Origin of the sequence: Novosphingobium sp. PP1Y, assembly GCF_000253255.1 — a bacterium.
Classification (GTDB): Bacteria; Pseudomonadota; Alphaproteobacteria; order Sphingomonadales; family Sphingomonadaceae; genus Novosphingobium.
On record NC_015583.1, the window covers coordinates 702,603 to 724,255 of the forward strand.

Annotated in this window: 19 protein-coding genes; 7 read left to right on the forward strand and 12 right to left on the reverse strand. The window is 62.2% G+C overall.

Features of this window, described 5'->3' with window-relative positions; all coding sequences use genetic code 11:
* Positions 1 to 144 precede the first annotated feature (144 nt).
* The 4 genes from PP1Y_RS04140 (at position 145) to PP1Y_RS04155 (ending at position 5,768) form a co-directional block, all read left to right on the forward strand.
* A complete protein-coding gene (locus tag PP1Y_RS04140) occupies positions 145 to 2,082 on the forward strand; it encodes a PQQ-binding-like beta-propeller repeat protein (protein WP_232512245.1) in 1,938 nt (645 codons plus the stop codon).
* 404 nt (positions 2,083 to 2,486) lie between these two features.
* Positions 2,487 to 3,530, forward strand: a complete 1,044-nt coding sequence (locus PP1Y_RS04145; RefSeq protein WP_013836831.1) for a rod shape-determining protein — start codon at positions 2,487 to 2,489, stop codon at positions 3,528 to 3,530.
* Positions 3,531 to 3,621: 91 nt separating this feature from the next.
* Positions 3,622 to 5,430, forward strand: coding sequence for a diguanylate cyclase (locus PP1Y_RS04150; RefSeq protein WP_013836832.1), 1,809 nt, complete (start codon positions 3,622 to 3,624; stop codon positions 5,428 to 5,430).
* A gap of 137 nt (positions 5,431 to 5,567) precedes the next feature.
* Positions 5,568 to 5,768, forward strand: a complete 201-nt coding sequence (locus PP1Y_RS04155) for a hypothetical protein (protein WP_148274827.1) — start codon at positions 5,568 to 5,570, stop codon at positions 5,766 to 5,768.
* Here PP1Y_RS04155 and PP1Y_RS04160 read toward each other — a convergent pair whose 3' ends face one another.
* Entirely contained in the window at positions 5,769 to 6,077 is a 309-nt protein-coding gene (locus PP1Y_RS04160; RefSeq protein WP_013836834.1) for an alkylphosphonate utilization protein, read from the reverse strand.
* 202 nt (positions 6,078 to 6,279) lie between these two features.
* Between PP1Y_RS04160 and PP1Y_RS04165 the strand changes: the two genes are divergently transcribed.
* Positions 6,280 to 6,747, forward strand: coding sequence for a bacterioferritin (locus PP1Y_RS04165; RefSeq protein WP_013836835.1), 468 nt, complete (start codon positions 6,280 to 6,282; stop codon positions 6,745 to 6,747).
* 30 nt (positions 6,748 to 6,777) lie between these two features.
* On the opposite strand, the gene PP1Y_RS04170 is transcribed toward PP1Y_RS04165, so the two are convergent.
* Positions 6,778 to 7,647, reverse strand: a complete 870-nt coding sequence (locus PP1Y_RS04170) for an oxygenase MpaB family protein (protein ID WP_013836836.1) — start codon at positions 7,645 to 7,647, stop codon at positions 6,778 to 6,780.
* A 155-nt stretch (positions 7,648 to 7,802) separates the two neighbouring features.
* Here PP1Y_RS04170 and PP1Y_RS04175 point away from each other — a divergent pair, with 155 nt between their 5' ends.
* Positions 7,803 to 8,489 (forward strand): pentapeptide repeat-containing protein, encoded by a 687-nt coding sequence (locus tag PP1Y_RS04175; RefSeq protein ID WP_013836837.1) that lies wholly within the window; start codon positions 7,803 to 7,805, stop codon positions 8,487 to 8,489.
* 531 nt (positions 8,490 to 9,020) lie between these two features.
* On the opposite strand, the gene PP1Y_RS04180 is transcribed toward PP1Y_RS04175, so the two are convergent.
* Genes PP1Y_RS04180 through PP1Y_RS04220 form a run of 9 tightly spaced genes read right to left on the reverse strand, consistent with a single transcriptional unit; the run spans position 9,021 to position 18,175 of the window.
* Positions 9,021 to 10,679, reverse strand: a complete 1,659-nt coding sequence (locus PP1Y_RS04180; protein ID WP_013836838.1) for an AMP-binding protein — start codon at positions 10,677 to 10,679, stop codon at positions 9,021 to 9,023.
* Positions 10,676 to 12,079: an aldehyde dehydrogenase family protein gene (locus PP1Y_RS04185; protein ID WP_013836839.1), complete on the reverse strand. Its 1,404-nt coding sequence runs from the start codon at positions 12,077 to 12,079 to the stop codon at positions 10,676 to 10,678. Before PP1Y_RS04185 ends, PP1Y_RS04180 begins: the two co-directional genes overlap by 4 nt.
* A gap of 29 nt (positions 12,080 to 12,108) precedes the next feature.
* Positions 12,109 to 14,337 carry a TonB-dependent receptor gene (locus tag PP1Y_RS04190; RefSeq protein ID WP_013836840.1) on the reverse strand — a complete coding sequence of 743 codons (2,229 nt, stop codon included), beginning with the start codon at positions 14,335 to 14,337 and terminating at the stop codon, positions 12,109 to 12,111.
* A 30-nt stretch (positions 14,338 to 14,367) separates the two neighbouring features.
* On the reverse strand, positions 14,368 to 14,868 hold the full coding sequence (locus PP1Y_RS04195; RefSeq protein WP_013836841.1) for a cytochrome c: 501 nt from the start codon (positions 14,866 to 14,868) through the stop codon (positions 14,368 to 14,370).
* Entirely contained in the window at positions 14,865 to 15,362 is a 498-nt protein-coding gene (locus PP1Y_RS04200; protein ID WP_013836842.1) for a cytochrome c, read from the reverse strand. Before PP1Y_RS04200 ends, PP1Y_RS04195 begins: the two co-directional genes overlap by 4 nt.
* Complete coding sequence (locus PP1Y_RS04205; RefSeq protein ID WP_041558370.1) at positions 15,359 to 15,910, reverse strand: methylamine dehydrogenase light chain; 552 nt, start codon at positions 15,908 to 15,910, stop codon at positions 15,359 to 15,361. The genes PP1Y_RS04200 and PP1Y_RS04205 overlap by 4 nt, the downstream gene beginning before the upstream one ends.
* Positions 15,911 to 15,912: 2 nt before the next feature.
* Entirely contained in the window at positions 15,913 to 16,506 is a 594-nt protein-coding gene (locus PP1Y_RS04210; protein WP_013836844.1) for a redoxin family protein, read from the reverse strand.
* Positions 16,506 to 16,994: a MauE/DoxX family redox-associated membrane protein gene (locus tag PP1Y_RS24575; protein ID WP_013836845.1), complete on the reverse strand. Its 489-nt coding sequence runs from the start codon at positions 16,992 to 16,994 to the stop codon at positions 16,506 to 16,508. The genes PP1Y_RS04210 and PP1Y_RS24575 overlap by 1 nt, the downstream gene beginning before the upstream one ends.
* The gene (locus PP1Y_RS04220) at positions 16,994 to 18,175 is read right to left on the reverse strand and encodes an amine dehydrogenase large subunit (RefSeq protein ID WP_013836846.1); all 1,182 of its coding nucleotides are present in this window, start codon (positions 18,173 to 18,175) and stop codon (positions 16,994 to 16,996) included. The genes PP1Y_RS24575 and PP1Y_RS04220 overlap by 1 nt, the downstream gene beginning before the upstream one ends.
* A 136-nt stretch (positions 18,176 to 18,311) precedes the next feature.
* Here PP1Y_RS04220 and PP1Y_RS04225 point away from each other — a divergent pair, with 136 nt between their 5' ends.
* Positions 18,312 to 18,983 carry a TetR/AcrR family transcriptional regulator gene (locus tag PP1Y_RS04225; RefSeq protein WP_013836847.1) on the forward strand — a complete coding sequence of 224 codons (672 nt, stop codon included), beginning with the start codon at positions 18,312 to 18,314 and terminating at the stop codon, positions 18,981 to 18,983.
* Between the two features lie 50 nt (positions 18,984 to 19,033).
* Here the strand turns inward: PP1Y_RS04225 and PP1Y_RS04230 are convergent, their stop codons facing one another.
* Positions 19,034 to 21,550, reverse strand: coding sequence for a TonB-dependent receptor (locus PP1Y_RS04230; protein WP_013836848.1), 2,517 nt, complete (start codon positions 21,548 to 21,550; stop codon positions 19,034 to 19,036).
* Positions 21,551 to 21,653 lie beyond the last annotated feature (103 nt).

Sequence of the window (21,653 nt, forward strand, 5' to 3'; positions counted from 1 at the left end):
CGCGATGCGCCGGACCGTAGCAAGGGACCGGCGGGTCCTGCAAATGGGCCTGCCATGACAGTGTTACCGGCAGCGATCCGCAGAGATCTTGTCGTGATCGCACGTCGAGAAAGCGAAGATATTCATGGCCTTGGGAGAGCGTGGATGAAGTTCGGGGGAGAGGCGCGCAGTCTTCGCATGGGGGCGTTGGCGTTCGCCGCGACGGCCCTGGGGGCTGCGTTGATGTTCGGTGGCAGCCTTGAGGCTGCCGCGCCGACAAAGGATCAGGCCGTGGCTGCCGACAGCTATCGCGACACCTCATCGTTGCCGGAAGAGATCGAAGCGAAGGGCAGCGCGATCTGGAGCGGGACGTGTGCCGCTTGTCACGACACCGGCATGGCCCGCGCGCCGGCCCGGATCATTCTACAGCAGATGACGCCCGAAGCGATCTTCAAGGTCCTGACCAGCGGCGTCATGGTACCGATGACCACTTCGCTCGATGATGGCGAGAAGCGGGTCGTTTCCGAATATATTGCCGGTCGTCCCTTCGGTTCGACCGATGTCGCAGCCATGCCCAAGTGCGAGGGAGAAGCTGCGATCTTTGATCGTTCGGCGCCAACGAGTTACCCGTACTGGGGCGTCGACCGGGGCAACACGCATTTCATCCCCGAAGACAAGGCCGGAATTTCGCCGGAAGACGTAGGCGATCTGGAATTGAAGTGGGCCATTGCCATTCCAAATGCGACGCGCGTGCGCTCGCAGCCCGCCTTCGCCGGTGGCGCCGTGATTCTCGGCGGGCAGGACAATGCCGTGCGTGCCTTCGACGAGAAGACGGGCTGCCTGCGCTGGTCGTTCGAAAGCGATGCCGAAGTGCGCACGGGCATTGTAGTTCAGAGCTGGGATAGGGATGACGCAAAGGCCAATCCGCTTGCATTCTTCGGCGATGTCACCGGCAATGCCTACGCCGTCGAGGCGTTCACCGGAAAGCAGGTCTGGAAGATCTCCGCCGACGACCATGCCTCGACGACCCTGACCGGCACGCCGGCAGTCCACGAAGGTGTGGTCTACATCCCGGTTTCCTCGCTCGAAGAAGGGGCAGCTTCGAGCGCGGGGTATCCGTGCTGCACCTTTCGCGGCTCGCTGCTGGCGGTGGATGCGGCAACCGGCAAGACCAGGTGGCGGACTTATCTTGTGCCGGAGCCGAAAGTGGGCTCCCCCGGCGTGACCGGAAAGGCCCTGTATGGCCCCTCCGGCGCCCCGGTCTGGTCCGCACCGACGATCGATGCCAGGCGTGGCCGGATCTATGTGGCGACGGGCGACAATTACACCGGCCCGGGCACAGATCTCAGCGATGCGCTGGTGGCACTCGAGATCGATAGCGGCGCGGTTGCCTGGCATTATCAGGCCTTGGGCGCCGACGTCTGGAACGGCGCCTGTGAAGAGTCCGACCGGGCAAACTGCCCCGAAGAGGACGGACCCGACTTCGACTTCGGAGCGCCTCCGGTGCTGGCCGCGACGCATGATGGCAGGGAGATGATCCTGCTCGGCCAGAAATCGGGCATCGCCTATGGCGTCGATCCAGACAGCGGCAAGCTGGTGTGGAAGAACCGGGTCGGTCGCGGGGGCGTCGTAGGCGGCATCCACTTCGGCATGGCCGCGGCCAACGGCGTGGTCTTCGTGCCGGTTTCCGACGTCCCCGATGGCAACGAATATGATATCCAGCCCAGGCCAGGCCTCTACGCGCTCGACATTGCGACAGGCAAATACGTCTGGCAGGCACCTGCGGCCGACGTCTGCAATGGCAAGGCGCTATGCTACCCGGGCTATTCGGCAGCCATCACCGCGACACCGGGCCTGGTCTTCGCCGGGGCGAACGACGGGCACATGCGCGCCTATGCGACTGCCGACGGCGCGGTTTTGTGGGATCTCGATACCACGGTCGACTACAAGGCCCTGAACGGGGAAATCGGCCACGGCGGATCGATGAGCGGTGGGTCAGCACCCATGCCGCATGACGGAATGCTCTTCATTACCTCGGGCTATGGCTTTGCGGGCAAGATGCCGGGCAATGTCTTCCTGGCTTATGGACCCAAGGAGAAGTGAGGTTCGATTGCCCGCCTGGTTCGCCCCTCGGCAAAGCCACCGGTCGGTGCCAAGTGGGCGTCTGCTTCAATCGCACCTCAGGTCGATCTGTTCTGTCACTGCCCGATCGTTTGTCGAACCCAGCGTGACGCAATTGCGCGGGCTGCCATTTTAAAATCCACGAGGTCGCGGCTTTCCTCGTCCAATTGCGCAGCCCGGGCGATTCCCCGGCCGGGCGGACGGGAGTCTCGAACTGCCGCGTTTTTCACTGCGCCTGCATCTGCTGCGGGCCAGCCATCGCATGCAACTGGCAGTCGGACGCACGGGTGGTTGACGCCGTGCCCGGGCCCTCACACGCGCCGTCCGGTCAAGGCAGCGTGGATCGACAACGCGCAATAAGCCACCTTTAGGGTCCGGATTTCAGAATGCGATTATCGCGCTTATTCAATTTTTCATCTCACGACATGGCGATCGATCTGGGGACCGTGAACACGCTCGTGTACGTCCGGGGCCGGGGCATCGTCCTGAACGAACCCTCGGTCGTGGCGCTAGAAACGCTGGGTGGAATTCCGCGCGTGCGGGCGATCGGCAGCGATGCGAAGCTGATGATGGGCAAGACGCCTGACAACGTTTCGACGATCCGGCCTCTTCGCGGGGGTGTGATCGCCGACATCGACGTTGCCGAACTGATGATCAAGCATTTCATCGACAAGGCGCACGATGGGCCAAGCCGCCTGCCGCGCCGGCCCGAAATCGCAATCTGCGTACCTTCCGGTTCGACGCCGGTGGAGCGTCGTGCCATTCAACATGCGGCAAGCCAGGCCGGCGCATCGAAGGTCTGGTTCGTCGAGGAATCGATGGCTGCGGCTATCGGTGCGGGCATGCCTGTCACCGAGCCGGTTGGCGCGATGGTAGTCGATATCGGCGGCGGGACGACAGAAGTCGCGGTCCTCTCCCTGCGCGGATCGGCCTACAGCACCTCCGTTCGCATCGGCGGAGACAAGCTCGACGAGGCGATCGCTCTTGCCGTAAGGCGCAAGCACAACCTGATGATCGGCGAAGTGACCGCAGAACGCATCAAGCTGGCCATCGGCACCGCGCGCATGCCCGACGATGGTTGTGGGCAGGTGATCCGCACCAAGGGACGGGACCTGGTGAACGGTGTGCCCAAGGAAATCGAAATCAGTCAGGCCGAGATTGCCGAGGCGATCTCTGAATCAGTCAACCAGATCGTCGAGACCGTGTTGAACGCGCTGGAGAACACCGCGCCGGAGCTGGCCGCGGACATCGTAGACCAGGGGATCGTGATGACGGGCGGAGGCGCTTTGCTCGATCACCTCGACGTGATCCTCTCGCGCGGGACCGGGCTTCCCGTAACCGTTGCTGACAATCCGCTGCTGTGCGTGGCGAATGGTGCAGGGCTGGCGCTGGAAGATCCGATTTACAAGGGCGTCCTGATCGCGGCCTGAAGCGGGCCCGGTGACGGGCATGCCTGCCGGTCCGGAGATCCGAACGAACCTTTAACCTTTGAGTATCCGGTGTGGACTATAGGCTTGCATCATGCGCTTATCGACCATCACCAACTGGGCATATGGAGCGACAGTTGCGCTCACGCTCTTATCGGGTGCGACCATGCTCATGGCGTCGGCCGCCCAGAAACAGGAGCGCGATGCCGTACAGCAACGCTACGAACTCGATCATGCGACATCGCTCGTTGCGGAAGATATCGGTGTTCTGAGCGGCCTCGCGCGTCAGTACGCGATCAGTGGCAGCCTGGCCGACCTCACTGCCTATCGGCATGAGCTCAAGGAACTCGCGAAAGTTAAGGATCGCGCCCGTCACATTCGCGATGCAGGTGCGAGCACTGCGGAGCTGTACGACCTGCGGCAGGTGTTCCGGCAGGCCGACGCCCTGCTGGACGAACAGGATGCTGCCATCAAGGTTCGCGGCGAAGGGAAACGCGACCAGGCCATCGCCGTCCTGTTCTCGCCCGAGTATGAGCGCGAGCTGGAGCGCATCCAGGTCGGGGTCGTCAAGTTCCAGAGCCGGATCGACCAGCGCACCGAAGCGGTGATGCAGGAAGCCGTGCGCACCTCGCGGCTTTGGCGGACCACGTCGGAGATCATGCTGGGCGTAACCGGTTTGCTGTTCCTCTGCGTTCTCTATTTCATATTCCGTCGCCGCGTCCTTCATCCGGTCGTGAAGCTCAGCGACGTCGTGACGAGGCTGGCAGCGCAGGACTACGCGGTCGAACCCCCGGTCTATGACCAGATCGACGAAATCGGCGATATGGCACAGGCCCTGCGGATCTTTCGCGAGAACGGCATCGAACGGCAACGGCTCGAACGGGAGCGCGATGCGGACCGCAGCGTGCGTGACCTGCTCTCGCGTATGACGCAGCGCATGCAGAACTGCGACACGATCGGCGACCTTCGCGGCATCGTCGAACGCTTCATTCCCAGCATTGTCCCATCGGCTGCGGGGAGCCTGTTCCTGCTCGATTCCGAGCGGGACGAGATGGTCGAATTCTGCTCATGGATCGAACCGAAGCAGTCACGGTCGAGATTCCCGGTCAGCGCGTGCTGGGCCCTGCGGCGCGGCGGCCTGCACAAGGCGGCAGGCGGTGTGATCGATGTGCCCTGCGATCACCTTGAGCCTACCGGACAGGGCGTCACCGAGACGATCTGTCTTCCGCTGGTCGCGCGGCGCGGGACGCTGGGCCTGCTCTATTTCGAGTTCGCTGCCGGCGGTGCTTCCGCAACCGTCTCCGATGTTTATCTGAATATCCTGGCCGAAAATGTCGGACTGGCCCTCGATAACTTGCGCCTGCGCGACGCCTTGCAGGACATGGCCATGGCGGATCCCCTGACCAGCCTCTCGAACCGGCGCAAGCTCGAGGTCGCCCTCGAAAGCCATGTGGCAGGCGCCCGGCCTGACCTTTCGATCAGCTGCGCCATGATCGACATTGATCACTTCAAGCGCTTCAACGATGAACATGGACACGATGCGGGCGATGCGGTTCTGCGCGCAGTCGGGAAGGCCCTGAAGGACGCTGTGCGTTCCGACGACCATGTCTTTCGCTATGGCGGTGAGGAGTTCCTGCTCCTTATGCCCGGCCTCGGCCCCGAAGAGGCCGGGCGACGGGTCGAATCCATCAGGGCTTCGATCGCCGGACTGCGCCTGCGTCACGCGGACAGGATCCTGGGACAAATCAACGTATCGGCCGGGGTTGCCTGCGCGCCGGCTCACTGTAACCGCGATGCGTTGGTTCAGGCCGCCGATGCGGCCTTGTACGAGGCCAAGCGAAACGGTCGCAACCGGGTCGCGATGGCCCCGCTGAAGGAAACTGAAGGCAGGGCCATCGGCTAGGCTTGCGATCGGTTGCCTTGCGCGGCCCCGTCGCAAGGCGGGTGTTCGAAAAACCTGAACGAATAGGCTGGATTTATCCGAATTCTCCTGAGGTCCGGGCATCGGCATAGATGCTGGCACCCACTGGAGATGCCCCCATGAGCAAGTACTTCGAACCGATCGGTATGTGCGCCAGGCAGCTCGCGAATATCGCCGAGCCTGCCATCATCGCGTTCAGTGTCGCGGGCTTGACCGGCGGGACGCTGGCTACGCTGGGGATCCTTGCCGATCATGCCCGAGGACGAGGTTCGGCAAGGACACTTGCAGCAGATGATGTCTCGTGCAGCGGCGAGGTGTGATCAGCGCTTGCGCACGAACTCCGCCCGCAGCACCAGGCCCTTGATCCCGGGATACTTGCAGTCGATCTCCTGCGCATCGCCGGTGAGCCGGATCGAGGGGATCAGCGTACCGCGCTTGAGCGTTTGGCCGGCGCCTTTCACGTCGAGGTCCTTGATCAGCGTTACGGCGTCGCCATCGGCCAGCAGGTTGCCGACGGCATCGCGTACTTCCACGACGTCCTCCGCCGCGCGCTTCGCCGCCAGTTCCGAGGCAGGAAGCCATTCGCCGCTGTCCTCGTCGTAGATGTAGTCCTCTGAGTCGCCCGACATGTCTTGGTCTCCAGTTTGATCAGCCCTTGGCAGAGAGGAGGGCGTTTGGCGAGGCCGGGGGCACTTTTCGTGCCGATATGCAGGCGCGCTTCGTGCTGCGCCGGGAGCGAATTCATGGTACGGTCGGCTCCGCGCTTTTGCCTTAGAGGCCGCTTGGGTCCGGCAAAGGCCTGCGGGGGATCTGACCGAAAAGGAGACTCCCATGTCGCAGATCGACAAGGAGCGCGTCATTGGCCTCCTCAACAACATTCTCGAGCAGGAACTGGCAGGCGTCGTGCGCTACACGCATTACTCGTTCCTCGTCTTCGGCTTCGGTCGCATCCCGATCGTTTCGTGGTTGCGCAGTCAGGCCGACGAGTCCCTGCTGCACGCGCAGGAAGCAGGCGAAATGGTGACTCTTCTGGGAAGCCATCCCTCGCTGCGGATCGGGCCTCTGCTGGAGAGCCACGAGCACGACATCGGCGCGATCCTGCGTGAATCCCTCGAGGCGGAAGGCGAAGCGCTGCAGCTCTATCGCCAATTGCTCGAGGCGGTGGACGGCAAGTCCGTCACGCTGGAGGAATATGCGCGCAAGATGATCTACGCCGAGGAGGTCCACGCGAGCGAAGTGGACAAGATGCTGCGCAAACCCGGTGATATCGGTGCATTCGCCGATGAAGAAATTGCGTAAGCCTGTCGTGCATTCGATGGGCGCATGATGCTAGCTTGCGGTCGATGTCTCCCTCGCGCGGCGGACGGTGCGATCCTGCAGGGCCCAGCGCAGCAGGGCTTGTGCGCCTTGGGCGCCGGTTCGCACCAGCAGCCGCTCCGGCCCTGGAAGCGTCAGCTGGTGCATGCGGGCCGCCCAGCCGGGAAGCAGGTCGATGGCTGCCTTGCTGCTGACAGTGCGGAACAGCCGGGGGCCAAGCCGGGACGGGCGGGGTGACAGCAGTGCCCGGGCCACTTCGCGCGTTCGCATGTCGACACGCAATTGGGGGCGTATCGCCTCGAAGTAGAGCTCGCACTGGGTGAGACTAACCGGAATGGAGATCGCCCCCAACCTGCGAGCGATCTCTGACATCTCCTGAAGGTATCTGTCCTGATCTGCGAAGGACAGGAACGGATCGCGATAACGCACATAAGCGCGCAGGAAGCCGGTAACGGAGGAGACATGGACCCATGTCAGCAATTCGGGATCGCGCGCGCTGTAGGGTGAGCCGTCGGGAAGATGTCCGAGGACGCGATCGTGGATGGCATTGATCTGTTCGATCAGCGCGAGGGCCTTTGTGGTCGAGCCGTATGTCGTTCCCGACACGAACTGCGCCGTCCGACGCAGCCGCCCCAATGGATCGTCCCGGAAGTTGGAATGATCCCAGACGCCTGCAAGCACCCTGGGGTGGAGCATCTGGAGCAGCAGTGCGGAAAGGCCGCCGATCATCATCGTCGTGAAATCGCTGTGGACCCGCCATGTCACGGAGGACGGACCGAAGAGCCCGTCGTCTCCCGCCGCGCGCTCAATGTCGATCGCGCCCGAACCTGAACCGATAAGGGCATGGACTTGTCCGGCGATCGATCTGCGAATGCGGTCCATGCCCTCAAGATAGGGCCCTGCGCCCAGGAATTTAAGCAGGGCTCGCCTCTCGCTCAGTATGCTGGCCCTCCCGATCAGGACGGAGAACCGCAAAATCTGGTCAAAGACGATAGAGCCTGCTGGTTCGAGACGGGCACAGGCGCTAGCGTCAGCTGATGGATGATCTGTTTTCCGATCGCGCCGTGCGCGACCAGACCCTCTCGCGCACCGATCTCGAGGCGATGCAGGGGACCAAACAAGTGCTCATCGACTGCGAGCTCGAGGAAACCGATCTCTCCGGGCTCGATCTTGCACGATGGACTTTCGAGCGCTGCGCCCTGCGTCACGCCGACGTGACGCGCGCCAATCTTGAAGGTACCGTCTGGCAGTCGTGCCGCGGCGCCTTTGCCAATTTCCTTGCCAGCGACCTTGGCGATGCGCGGTTCGTCGCCTGCGACTTCAACAACGCAACCTTTAAGCGCGCGAACCTGCAGTCCGCGCGCTTCGAGCGTTGCAAGCTGACCGGTGCCGAACTGAGCGAATTGCGCGGTATCGATATCGCTTTCGAGGAAACGTTGCTCGTGAATGCCATCCTTGCCGGGCATTCCTTTCGCAGGGCCAACCTGAAGCGGACCGATTTCTCCCAGGCGGATCTGCGCAAATGCGATTTTCGGCAAGCACACTTTACCGAGTGCAGCCTGCGTGAAGCCAGCATGGAGGGCGCGCGCTTCGAGGGAGCCGATCTGCGCGGGGCCGATCTGGGCGGCGTGCGTCTCGTCGATGCCAGCCTGTTTCGCGGTGCAACGATCTCGCGCGAACAGGCAGGCCAGTTACTCGGCGAACTGGGCTTGAACGTCCGATAGACTTGGGAACCCGGCAATTGCCCGGAAATGAAGCGGGTTCGAGAAGAAGGGACCCCTTCACGAACCCGCTCCACGTTCCTCGAAACACGCCCGCCCACCGGCAGACATGCCCCGAGGAGGGTCACCTCGTCAAACCTGTGACTGCTGGCCCCCGCCAGACGGTCTTGCTCCCCCCAATTTGCGAGCAAGACCGCAATCGTTGGCATTATGAGTTCTTTTCGGTGCGATGCAACAATTAAAACGCATCACTATTAATATAGGAAAAAATTGAGTCTTCGTTCATGTCCTGAGACACAGTAAGTTGCGTGGGGCATTTCGTAAGCTGCCATAAGTTAATCGGCATCTTCATTTATCGCGAGGATAGCGAAGTGGCTGCTGTTGGAGGCCCTCGAGCGCTGCGTTCGAGAAGCCTTTTTTTGTCCCGCAATTCTAACAGGATAATTTGACTAATGCCGATATTTGCGGGGCGCGTGCGGGTATGAAATCGAGAGTGGGCGCCTGCCGTGCTTCAGGTGCGTCAGGAGATCCTGTTCAGCCGCTCTGAGCCTTGCCAGGACGATATGCCTCCCGCTTCAATTCATCTTCCATGATCTTGCGCATGGCGAATTTCTGCGCCTTGCCGGTGACGGTCATCTCGAAACGTTCGACGAATCGTATGTAGCGAGGGACCTTGAAGTGAGCGATGCGGCCCCTGCAGTGGTCCAGCACGCATTGCGTGCTCAGATCGGCATCCGGTCTGGCGATGATCCAGGCGCAGACTTCTTCGCCGAACTTTTCGTCGTCGACGCCGAAGACCTGCGCATCGAGGATCTGGGGGTGGGTGAGCAGGAATTCCTCGATTTCGCGCGGATAGATGTTCTCGCCGCCGCGGATGATCATGTCCTTTATCCGCCCGGTGATGCGCACGTAGCCGTCCGCATCCATCACTGCGAGGTCGCCAGAATGCATCCATCCCTCGGCGTCGATCGCCTCGGCCGTGCGCTCAGGGTCCTCCCAGTAGCCGAGCATGACGGCGTAGCCGCGCGAACAGTATTCTCCCTGCTCGCCGATCGGCAGGGTCTGGCCGTCCAGTCCAATTATCCGCGCTTCGGCATGGGGATGGACTCGCCCGACCGATGCGACGCGTTCCTCGACCGGGTCGTCGGTGGCCGTCTGCGTTGTGAGGGGGCTGGTCTCCGTCATGCCGTAGCCGATCGTGACCTCGCGCATGTTGAGCCGGCCCATGACGTTGCGCATGAGACTGACAGGGCAGGTCGCCCCGGCCATGATCCCTGTGCGCAGGCTCGAGACGTCGAAAGCGTCGAACCCGGGATGGTTCAGCATGGCGATGAACATCGTCGGCACGCCGTAAAGCGCCGTGCAGCCTTCCCTTGTGGCTGCTGCCAGAACCTTGCCGGGATCGAAGGCCTCGTCGGGATAGACCATCGCCGCGCCGCTGGTAAGGGCAGCGAGGTTGCCGAGCACCATGCCGAAGCAATGGTAGAGCGGCACCGGAACGCAGATCCGGTCTTCTGGCGAAAGGTGGATCGTTCGGCCGGCGAAGTAGCCGTTGTTGAGGATGTTGCGGTGGGTGAGGGTAGCCCCCTTGGGAAATCCCGTGGTGCCGCTGGTAAACTGGATATTGATCGCATCGTTGCGGTCAAGCGCAGCATCGGCCAGTGCAAGGAGCCCCGCCTCGGGATCTTCGCGCAGGTCCGGCCATGGTTCGAAGCCATCGAAACGTTCCTCGCCCAGCGAAACGAGGTGGCGTAATGTCGGCAGGCGTGCGTCGCCAAGCTCGCGCAGCATGGCGATGTAGTCGCTCGACTTGAACCTGGCAGCAGTCACCAGCATGGAGCAGCCGACCTTGTTAAGGGCATATTCGACTTCGGAAAGACGATAGGCCGGATTGATGTTCACCAGAATCGCCCCGATCCGCGCCGTAGCGAACTGGATCACGGTCCATTCGGCGCAATTGGGTGCCCATATCCCCACGCGATCGCCCTTGCGCACGCCGCGGCGCAGCAGCCCGGTGGCGATGCGGTCGACTTCCTCGTCGAGTTCCTGCCAGGTATAGCGAAGCCCCTGATGGCACGAGACGAGGGCGAGCCCCGCACCCCAACGCATGGCGGCATTGCGCAGGGCTTCGCCGATGGTCGTTTCAAGCAGCGGTGTGTCGACCGGCCCTCTGGCGTAACTCATCCCGTTCATCGTGCAATGTTCACAACCTTGAGCTGGGTATATTCGGCAAGACCTTCGGCCGATTGCTCGACGCCGAGCCCGGAACTGCGAAATCCGGCCATGGGAATGTGCGGGCCGATGGCAATGTGCTGATTGACCCAGACCTGACCGCTCTCGATCCGCCCGGCGATATCGGCCGCCTTGGAAACGTCCTGCGACCATACCGATCCGCCGAGGCCGTACTCGCTGGCATTGGCACGCGCCACGACATCGTCGATGTCGCTGAAGGCTATGACAGGCAGGATCGGGCCGAACTGTTCCTCGTCGACGATCCGGTCCCCATCGCGCACGTCGCGTACGATCGTGGGCTCGGTGAAGTAGCCTTCCCGCTCGAGCACCTTGCCCCCCGCGACGATTCGGCCTTCCTTCCGCGCGGTCTCCAGGAAATCCTTGACCTTCTCGAACTGCTGGCGGTTCTGGATCGGGCCGATCCGCGTTCCTTGCTTGAGGCCGTCATCGACAACGGCTTCCTCGGCGAGCCGGGCAAGTTCGTCGCACATGGCTTCGTAGATGGCTTCGTGCACATAGGCGCGCTTGATTGCGAGGCACACCTGGCCGCAGTTGAGGAAGGCGTTGCCGAAGATTGCCTGCGCCGTTTCGCGTACATCGACATCGTCCAGAACGATGGCCGGATCGTTGCCGCCCAATTCCAGCGTGACGCGCTTGAGGCCTGCCGCACTGCTGGCGAGAATGGCCTTGCCGGTGCCGGTCGATCCGGTGAAGCCGATCTTGGCCACATCGGGATGGGCGGTGAGGTGCGGGCCGAGGTCATTGGCATCGGTCAAGATGTTGACCACGCCGGCCGGGAATACGTCGCGGCACAGCGCGCCGAGCAGCAGCGCACAGACAGGCGTCGTCGGCGCGGGTTTCAGCACGATGCAATTGCCGGCGAGGACGGCCGGGCCGATCTTCCAGCAAGCGAGCAGCAGCGGGAAGTTCCAGGCGGTTATGCCTACGACCACGCCCAGCGGCTTGTGCTGGACTGCGATGTAGCCCTTCTCGTCATCCTGGATGATCCGGTCGGGCAGCTCCAGGGTCGCATAGTGGCGCAAGTAGCCTTCGCTCCAGTCGACTTCTCCTTGGGCCTCGGCAAGCGGCTTGCCCTGTTCGAGCGTGAGCTTTCGGGCCAGTTCGCTTGCATTCGCGGCAATCGCATCGGCAAGCTTCAGGATACATGCGCGACGCTTTTCCAGCGGCGTTGCACCCCAGTCTGTCAGAGCGGCCTTGGCCGCAGCGACAGCCTCGTCGGCCTGTCTTTGCGAAGCCCGGGGAACCGTGGCGAACGGCTTTCCGGTTGCAGGATTGACGACGTCGAGAGTCGCGTCGCCGGCGACGAGTTCGCCGCCGATCAACATGCGGTAGTCAGCCATCTTCATCCTCTCCCTGGACGGTGTCCGTCTCAGAATTTCATGCCGACGCTGGCGCCATAAGTGCGCGGAGTGCCGATGTGATTATAGTCGAAACCGAAGCCGGCCAGTAGGTCGACACGGGATGTGAAATAGAGCTTGTTTGTCAGGTTCTTGCCCCAGATGGAGGCCGTCCAGCGCCCGTCGGCAGTCTCGAAATCGAGGTGCGCGCCAAGGATGGCATAGCCGGACTGCTGGAGGCGCGGTACGTTGATGACCTCGAAATACTGCGACGACTGGTAGGCCATTTCCGGGTGCAGGCTGAGCTTGCCCGTATCGTTATCCATAATCGCCAGGTCGAGGCTGGCATTAAAGGTCAGGCTGGGCGCGTTCGACAGGCGGTTGCCGTCGACCACGGTCCCGCTCACCGTGCCGTCGATAATCTTGCTCGACAGCAGGCCGACCCCCGAATGGATCGAGATCATGTCGTTGGCGCGCACGGTCAGCTCCGCCTCGGCGCCGTAGATCCGCGACTTGGGGAAGTTGAGCAGGGTCTGCGCCGCGGTGGATGGATCGACGTTGATGAATTGCTGGTTGCGGTAATCGTAATAGAACGCGGCCATGTTGAGCGTGATGCTACGGCCGGCGAATTGCGTCTTGGCGCCCAATTCGTAGGAAGTGACCTTCTCCGCCTTGGCGACCGAGAGTTCCGAGGGATCGAAGAAGGCCTGGGCATTGAAGCTGGGCGCACGGAAGCCGCGGCTGACCGAAATATAGATTATGTTGCCATCGGCCAGGTTGTAGTCGAAGCCGATCTTGCCCGAGAGATTGTCGGTCTTGTAGGACAGGCTGGACGTCGGGATCAAAGTGGCGACGAGGCTCTCGTCCACGCCCAGGGCGTCGGCCTGAAATTCCGATTGCTTACCGGTATCGTGGGTATAGCGAAGTCCGCCGCGCAGTGTGATCGCGCTGCTGAGCTCGTACTTGAGGTCGGTGTAGAGCGCATAACTCTTCTTGACCTGGGTGAAGCTGTTGCGGAACAGGCAGGCGATACCGTCGTCGGTGGGATCGGCATTGGTCAGGCCCTCGACGCAATCGTCGACGGTGACCGTGTTGTCGCCGGTAAGGTCGATGTCCTTTCCGATCTCGAAGGTCGTGCGGTTGAACACCTTTTCTCGATTGAAATAGGCGCCGAGGATGAAATCGAAGGGGCCGCCGGTGTCGCTGGTCAGGCGCAGGTCCTGCGCGAACTGGGAGGCGCGGTCGTAATAGGGGATTTCGAGAAGCTGGCTCGCCGTGCCGTCGGTATCTTCGTAGAAGGACAGCTTGCCCTTGTCCCATGACGTAACGCTGGTGATCCCAAGCGTGTCGGACACGTCGATATCGGTTGTGAGCGCCACCGAATACGTGCGGGCGCGGCGACGCTGCGCGATGTTCGAGGCGATCTCGAACTTGCTGAGGCCCGGCCGGTTGATATCTTCCGGCTGCGCATAGATGCCGTAGTTTCGCGGGTTCTGGTAGCTGGTCGAGGCGCGCAGGGTGAAGCGAACGGTGTCGGTGGGTTCGAACAGGATCGAGCCGCGCAGGCCGTATTCGCGCGTACTGGCGAGGTCCGGCATGCCGGGAACGACATTCTTGAACCAGCCGTCAGCGCGCGCAAAAGTGCCGGCCAGGCGGATCGCGGCATTGTCGCCCAGCGGTGCATTGACGGCCCCGCTCGCTTCCATGCGGTTGTAGTTTCCGTAGCCCAGGTTCACATAGCCGGTAGTTTCGCCCAGCTTGGCGGTACGACTGATGATGTTGACCGCCCCGCCGGTGGTGTTCTTGCCGTAGAGCGTTCCTTGGGGGCCGCGCAGCACCTCGACGCGCTCCAGGTCGTACATGGCGACGCCGAGGAAGGCGAAGTTGCCCTTGTAGACTTCGTCGTAATAAGTGGCGACCGGGCTTGACTGATTGAGGCTGTAGTCGGACATCGACACGCCGCGCAGGGCGAAGATCGGTGTGTTGTCGCCGACGATGGAGGTGAGCTGCAGGTTAGCGACCTTGGTCACGAGATCATCGACACTGTTGGTGCGCGAGGCTGCGAGGGCATTGCCCGAGATCGCCGAGATCGAGATCGGAACGTCCTGAAGGTTTTCGCTGCGCTTGGCCGCGGTGACGACGATTTCACCGTTCGGGTGATCGCTATCTTCATCGGTGGCCTGTGCGAGGGCCGGTACGGACGTGAGTGCGATGGCAAGTGCGAAGCCGGAAGGTAGCAGACGCAACGTTTTCCTGGACATGTGACTGTGATCCCTGTTTGAGTTTATTTGTTATTCCTGATGTGTCTTGGGCACCTCTTTGCCTGCCTCGAGGTGCTCGATCAGCTGCGCACGCACGGTCGCGCGCTCCAGTCGCAGCGGCCTGCTACGCAGCCGGCCGATTTCGTCTGCCGTGTAGGGCTTGAAGCCCGTGGGAACGTGTTCCCGGTCGAACTTGAACAAGGCGTAATTCAGCACTTGCGCCGTCCGGACATTGTCGAGGTCGACGCTGGCCACTCCCGGCACGCGGCCGAGAAACTCGCGTCCGCCCGGTGCCGAGAGGAAGCGGGCCACTTCTCCAGCCAGAGGCGGTGTGTTCGCGGGATTGCCCTGACCGTTCGGCTGGTGGCAACCCTGGCATTTGAGCATGTAGTCTACGCGGGCCTGCGCGACATTGGGTACGCCTGGATAGTCTGCGTCTGACGCCGCGCCTGCATCCACTCGGGTCGCCAGCACGGTCGCAACGATCGAGCCCAGTGCGAGGGGGAGGATGAGCCGCAGCGCGCGTGTCATTGCGATCCCGCATCGGCGTGAAGCTTGGCCACTTGCGCGGCGCTCAGCGATGCGCCCGACTTGCGTGCCGCTGCCACTTCTGCGCGGGTGAAAGCCCTGAATGCAGGTCCCGACCTGGCAATTTTCGTGCCGATATGATTGAGGACGGACGCAATGTCGCCGTCGTCTAGGCCGGACTGCGCGGGCATCATGCCGCGATAGGTCTTGCCTTCCACTTCGATCGGGCCGGAAAGGCCGCGCATGACCGCCAGCGATAGGTAGCGCCGGCCGTCCTTGCTCGCCGCGAGTTCGCGGAAATCGCTCTGGAGTGGGGGGAAGGCTCCGGGAATGCCGGCTCCCGTGGCCGTGTGACAGGCAGCGCAGCGCTTGTACACCACCGCACCGTCCTGGGCTGAAGTAGGAGTGGGGGAGGAGGCCTGCGCTGCGGCAAGACCTCCCGCCGCGATCGTGGCGAGGGCTGTGAGGGAAGCCAGAAGTTGCGCGCGGGGGATCACTGCGCATCCTCCAGTGCGACACCGACGATCGCGGCGACCGAGCAGTTGTAGACGCTGCTTTCGGTCCCCAGGCACCAGTTGTAATCGTTATTGGACTGCGGGCGGACCTGCGGTCTGTCGCCTTCGTTACGGTTGCACAGGCACTGGCCACAGGAACTTGCGCCGCAGCAGTCGTTGTAGCTGATGACATAGGCGCGCCCATCGGCCGGATTGGTGCAGGTGCCGATCCAGGTGATCGGCGACATCTCCGTCCCCGGTGGGCAGCTGTTGACTGTGCCGCCGCAGCAGCTGCACAGGAAGCCATCGATCGCGCAGTAGCGCCAGTAGTCGCACGAGGCGCGGTCGCCCGGATCCTGCGGGGTCCCCGAGGTGATTGGGGGGCGGCCGGTTCCGCCGCCATGCGGGGTTGCCGCGCGGGCCACGGGAAGCAGCGGCAGGGCTGCCGTTCCCGTTACCAGCCCGCCAAGCCATGCCAGCGAACTGCGCCGCGAAGTGCCCTTGGCAAGGCGCCGGGAAAGGGTCTCGGTGAGTTTGTCGATACCGGACATCGTCATGCGCTCCCGTTGCGGCGGCCGAGGAATTCCTGGATCGAGGAGACCCCGCGTTCCTTGGCTTCAAAGAGGCTTTCCAGGTGTTCCCGGCTGTTCACGAGGCCGAGCGATGCCACGCGGCCGGTCTCATCGAGAAGGACGGCATAAGGCAGTTTGGAGACCCCGAAGGAACGGCCCAGTGCCTCCGAAAGGACCATCGGCGTACCGGCCAGGCCGTGCTCGGAAGCCATGCGGCCATAGGCGCCTGCATCGCCGTCCCCGGCCAGCACGACATCGAGCCAATCCTTCTCGGCCCGGGCGGCAGAGCGCAGCACCGGCAGCAGCGACTTGCACATCGGGCAATCGGGCGCGGCGAAAAATACCAGCTGGCTCCTGCCTTGTCGCTTGCCGCCGACGGTAACGGCACTGCCGTCGATAGCCTGCAGGGTCAGCGCGGTGGGAACTTCCCCGACGGAAACCTTCTGGTGCAGCGTCAGGGCGCCGGCCGGGGCAATGCGTTCATGGAGAATTCCGACCTGTCGGGCCAGGGCCCCAACCATGACGGCGAGCACGATTACGACGGCCCAAAGCAGGATTTGCGATGTCAATATCATCACCGGGTCCTTGCACTAAGAGGGAGCGCGCCGAGTTCGGCCGAGGCAAACCACAGCGCCAGCATGGCGAGGGCTGCAAACGGCGCATCGACGGTCCAGAGGAAGGGAGTGGGCTGCGCGGCGACGAAGAGGGCCAGGCCAGCCAGGAAGAAGGGGCGGCAGATCGAGAATACGTCGATCCGCTTGGCGCGCCGGGCAAGGTCGCAGCCGCAGTCGAGAGTCTGGCCGCGGCGTTTCAAAAGGAGGGCGCCATAGCCGCACCACAGTGCAGTTGCGGCCATGGCGCCGCCAGTGCGGGTAGGTTCGAGCAGTAGCGCCACAGCTGCCGTCCCTTCAAGGCCTGCGGCAGCGAAGGCCGCAACGATCGCCATTGCTTCCGGGATGCCGATGAGGCGCGCTGCCGCTTGCCCCAATCGGTGCGGGGACGCAAACTTGTGCCCGGCGGATACGGCTAGCACGATTGCGAGGAACAGGGTCAGCGTACTCATCACTGCACCGGCATGATGACGAGCGGGTTGAAGGCAACGGTCGCGCCGAGATTGCGCACCGGCTTTCCGGTTGCAGCGTCGAACACGGCAATTGCGCCATCGGGCCGGGCAATGACAAGTTGCGGCGCGTCCTCGCGGGTAACCGCGATCGATGTTGCCATGCCCTCAAGGTCAATCCGGCGTGCCCGCGTGCCGGTCGCGGGATCGATCACCCAGACCTGCGTGCCGCCGTCCTTGTGGCTGCCTTCGCGGCCATGGGGGGTCATCAGGACGTAGAGCAGACCCCTGGCATCGCTGGCAATAACCTGCCAGCCGCCGGGACGCCACTCTGGATCGCCGCCGGAAGCAGTGCCGACGCTGGCCGAGCCGGTCGGTCGGGCTACATCGCCCGACAGATCGAACCCGCGCAGTTCGCCGTAGTAGCTGACGAACCACGCCGTGCGCCCGACCATGGCTGGCATTCCGAAGAGCGGCTGCTTGTCGATGTCCTGGACGTTTGCGATCGTCGCCGAGCTGGCAACGCTGCCGTTCTCGTCGAGGGCGACCGAGATCATCGAGCCATCGGCGCAAAGACTGCTGAAGCCGCGGTTGCCCGTTGGGTAGATATGCGTGCAGCCGGGAAGGTCGATTTCTCCGAGGACCTTGCGGCCGTCGAGATCGACTACCGTGACCGATTGTGCCGGCGTGAAATTGGCGATGAGTGCCCATTTCTCGGCGTTGGTGAACTGGAAGACCCCGGTATAGGTCACCGACTGCTGGCGCTTGCCGCCTGGCAGTACGATTTCACCTTTCGGTTGCAGCGTAGCCGTATCCCAGATCGTAATCGCGTCGGTGCGTTCGCCACGGGTAAGCCGCGAATAGAAGGTTTCCGAGGTGTAGATCTCGTTCTTCGAGCGTGAATACAAAACGTTCGCGAACTGCGCAGCCCGCAAAGTACCCTTGAGTGGCAAGTCCGGCGATTTCGTATCGACAATCGCCAGGCGCCCGTCGATCAGGGCGTTGAAGTGGAAATCCTGAATAAGGACCCAGTCCTTCGGATAGAGGGGAGGCAATGACTGAACGCTGGGAACCTCTTCCACCGGCAGCGGCTGCGCGAACTTGCCCGGGTCCTGGGCGGAGGCGTTTGGAGAAGGCGTTAGCGACAATAAGCCAAGTGCAATCGAGGCATGCGTCAGGCGCATCTATTCAACCCCCCTCAAATACGAGCTCATGCTCTGTGTTGCTCGAATAGTGCTGCTTTTTGACAAAATCTGTCAAGTGACCTAAATTGTATAGGTTAGGTGTATTCGCTGCAAATCATTAAGGGGGATTAAGTGCATGGCCGATAGCAATAAATTGACTATCACTGTCGAAGATCTGGCCTTCCCGCCGCGACTGGGCGGCTACACCAAGGGCCACGAAACACGCGAGGAAATCCTGCGATCGGCGCTTCAGATCCTGGTCGACGAAGGGTACCGGGCCATGAGCATGCGTCGAGTCGCGACCGAGTGCGGCATGAAGTTCGGAAACCTGACATACCACTTTCCCACTCGCGAAGATCTCGTGCGCGAATTGCTGGACGCTGTGATCAGCAGCTACGAGCTTGCCTTCGACGAGATATCACATCGGCCTGGCGTTGATCCGCGCGAGCGCCTCACCGAGATGTGCGAGTTGATCCTTGAGGACATTCGCACGAAGAAGACGACGCGGATCTTCCCCGAGTTATGGGCCCTTTCCAACCACGATCCTTTCGTCCTTGCCCGCGTCCAGGACCTCTATCGAAGGGCCCGCGCGCCTCTTATCGAGATTATCGGCGAAATGCGGCCCGATCTTCATCAGGAAGATCGTGAATGCATAGCCCTGTTCATCTCGGTCTCGATGGAAGGCACGACCCCTTTCGCAGGCCATGAGAAGCCATTCGAGCCCCGCATGCCGGCGATAGGGAAGATCGCCATCCACTCGTTCATTTCGTTGGTTGAGACTTATCCGGGCTCTGGACATGCGAAATGAAGTGCCTGCCGGCCCGCTTTTCCGTTACGAGCCAGCCGGCACGCTTCTCCTCAGAAGTTGAAACCGGCCTCGACGCCGACGACCCTGCGCGCTCCCGGTGAAATGAACGATCCGCCGAACTCGATCGCGGGGATGACTTCGGCAAGGTATTTGCGGTTCAGCATATTGTCCGCGAAGACGGCGATGCTGAAGCGGTCGGATTGAATCCCCGCGCGCAAGTTGAGGACGCCGAACGCGTCGCGCTTGGCGGTCGAGTAGTTCGCGTCGCCAACTGCGGCGGGCAGTCCCAGCGCGGAGATCGGCAGGAGGCCGGAGAACAGGGTTGGCCGCGTCTGATCCTGCACCGTGCTGAACCAGGTGGGACCGGTAATGCGGTAGTCGGCCCTGACCAGGACATTCAACGTGTCGTTGAGCGGGGCATTGATCTCGGTGCCGAGGTTGATCGTATAGTCTGCGGTGTAGGGCGACTTGTTGCCCACGGTATAAGTGCGCGAACTGTTCCTCTTGATCTCGCTATCGGTGACGTTGAGCGAGCCGTAGAACTTCCAGGTCGGCAGTACCTTGGCCGTCACGTTCAGCTCCGCGCCCTTTATCTCGACAAGGTCGATGTTCGAAACCACGCGCAGCAGACCGAAGCTGCCCACGAAAAATTCGAAGAACTGCATGTCGTGCACGCGCGTATAGTAGCCGGCGAGGTCGAAAGTCAGTCGGCTATCCAGGAACTGGGCCTTGACGCCCGCTTCCCATGCGCTCGACCATTCCTTGTCGTACTGGTCCCTGATCGTCACATCGGCATTGATGAAGGCGTTGAAGTTCTGGTCGATCAGTGCGGCCGACCCCTGGTTATTGAAGCCGCCCGATTTGAAGCCGATGCCCCAGTTGGCATAGAGGTTGATATCCGGCGTCGGCTCCCAGTTCACGGTGACCTTGGGTTGCAATTGCTTGAATGTCGCGGATTGCGGTGTCAGAGGACCGAAAGCCTGGCCCGGATTGATCGGGCCACCGGTGAACGGATCGGCCGCGCCGGGTACGAGCGACGACGACTTGCGCTTCTCGACATCATAGCGCAGCGCAAGCCCCGTACGCAGCTGATCGGTAGGTTTCCACTCCAGCGAGCCAAATGCGGCATAGACGTCGGTCTTGAACTTGTCGGCAAGTAGCAGCGAGGTTGGATTGGCCGAGTCCGGCGCATTGTAGAGCTGCTTGATCACTCCGTTGCCGGTATCTGCGCCCAGGCTGACACCCACCTTGCGGTCGATGTGCAAGAAGTAGCCCCCGACCTGCCATTCGAGTGGCCCGCCGCTGTCCGACATGAGCCGAATTTCTCCGCTCACGTCCTTCTGGTTTCGCACCTGGTACTGCGTGCCGTCGCAAGTGGTCGGGCTATAGGGGCCGAAAGTCGATCCATTCGCGGGATCGAAAATGAAAGGGATGGGCGTCGTGCCGATGAATCCCGGTTGATTGACCGGGAAACCGGTGAGCGCGGCAGTGGAGCTGAAGCACGAAGCGACCGAGGAAGCCACTGCCGGGTCGACGGCGCTGGTATAGCGTGCAAAGTCCGCGGACGTTCCGTCGGCGACCAGATCCTGCTTGATGTCCGAATAGAGCGCCCAGGCAACCAACTTGATGTTGCCGAAATCGTGATCGACCTTGGCCGAGACATCGAAGCTCGACTGGTCATTGGTGGCACGGATGTTGTTGTAGAAGCTGAACGGATGCCTGTTCACGTCTTCGTTGAAAGCCGGGTTCACAGCGGCGAAACCGGGCAGGTGGAAGGCGGCGTTGAAGGGCAGGGAGGCGCCGTGGAATTCGCCGTAGCGGGCCTTTATGTCCAACTGGGTTGCGGTATCGCGACCGACCATGATGCGGCCGTCGACGGACCAGTCTTCCTTGTCGTCTATCGTATGCGAATTGTTTGTGAGGATATTCTTGAAGAAGCCGTCTGACTTTGCGTAGTAGCCGGACAGAACCGCGCCTATATTGCTCGTGACCGGTCCGGCAACATAGGCCGTTGCAGACCAGGTGTTGTTTTCGCCGTAAGAGGCACGGCCGCCGCCTTCGAAATAGTTGCCGGGCTTGAGGGTCTGGATCACGATGGCGCCGGCCGCTGCGTTGCGGCCATAGAGCGCGCCCTGCGGTCCTTTCAGGATCTCCACCTGCTGCAGCGTTCCCTGTTGCTGATTGAGCTGCGCGGTATTCGTCTTGAGAATGCCGTCGACGACCAGTGCAACCGAGCTTTCGGCATCGCGTGCGCCGTTGATGCCGCGAATGTTGATCTGGGTGTCGCCCGCTTCCGCGGTACCGGTGACGATCGTCACGCCCGGGGTTAGGGATACGAAATCCTGCGCCCTTTCGGCGCCGGTCTTGGCAAGATCCGCAGCGGTGAGAACCGAAACCGATGCCGGGACGTCCTGAAGTCGTTCGTTCACGCGGCGTGCGGTGACGATGATCGTGTCGCCCGAACTGTTCGCGTTTGTGTCGTTCGCACTTTCTTGGGCGATGGCCGGAACGCTCAACAGAGCGAGGCTGGCGACGGAAGTGGAAAGAAGCAGATTGATCGGACGCATGAACGGACCCCCTGTTGGTTCGTAATCGAGCGTAGTTCTGGCACCTCAAGGAACTTGCAATTTGCGTGGCGCTAGTTGTATTGTATACAAACTGGGTTGGTCA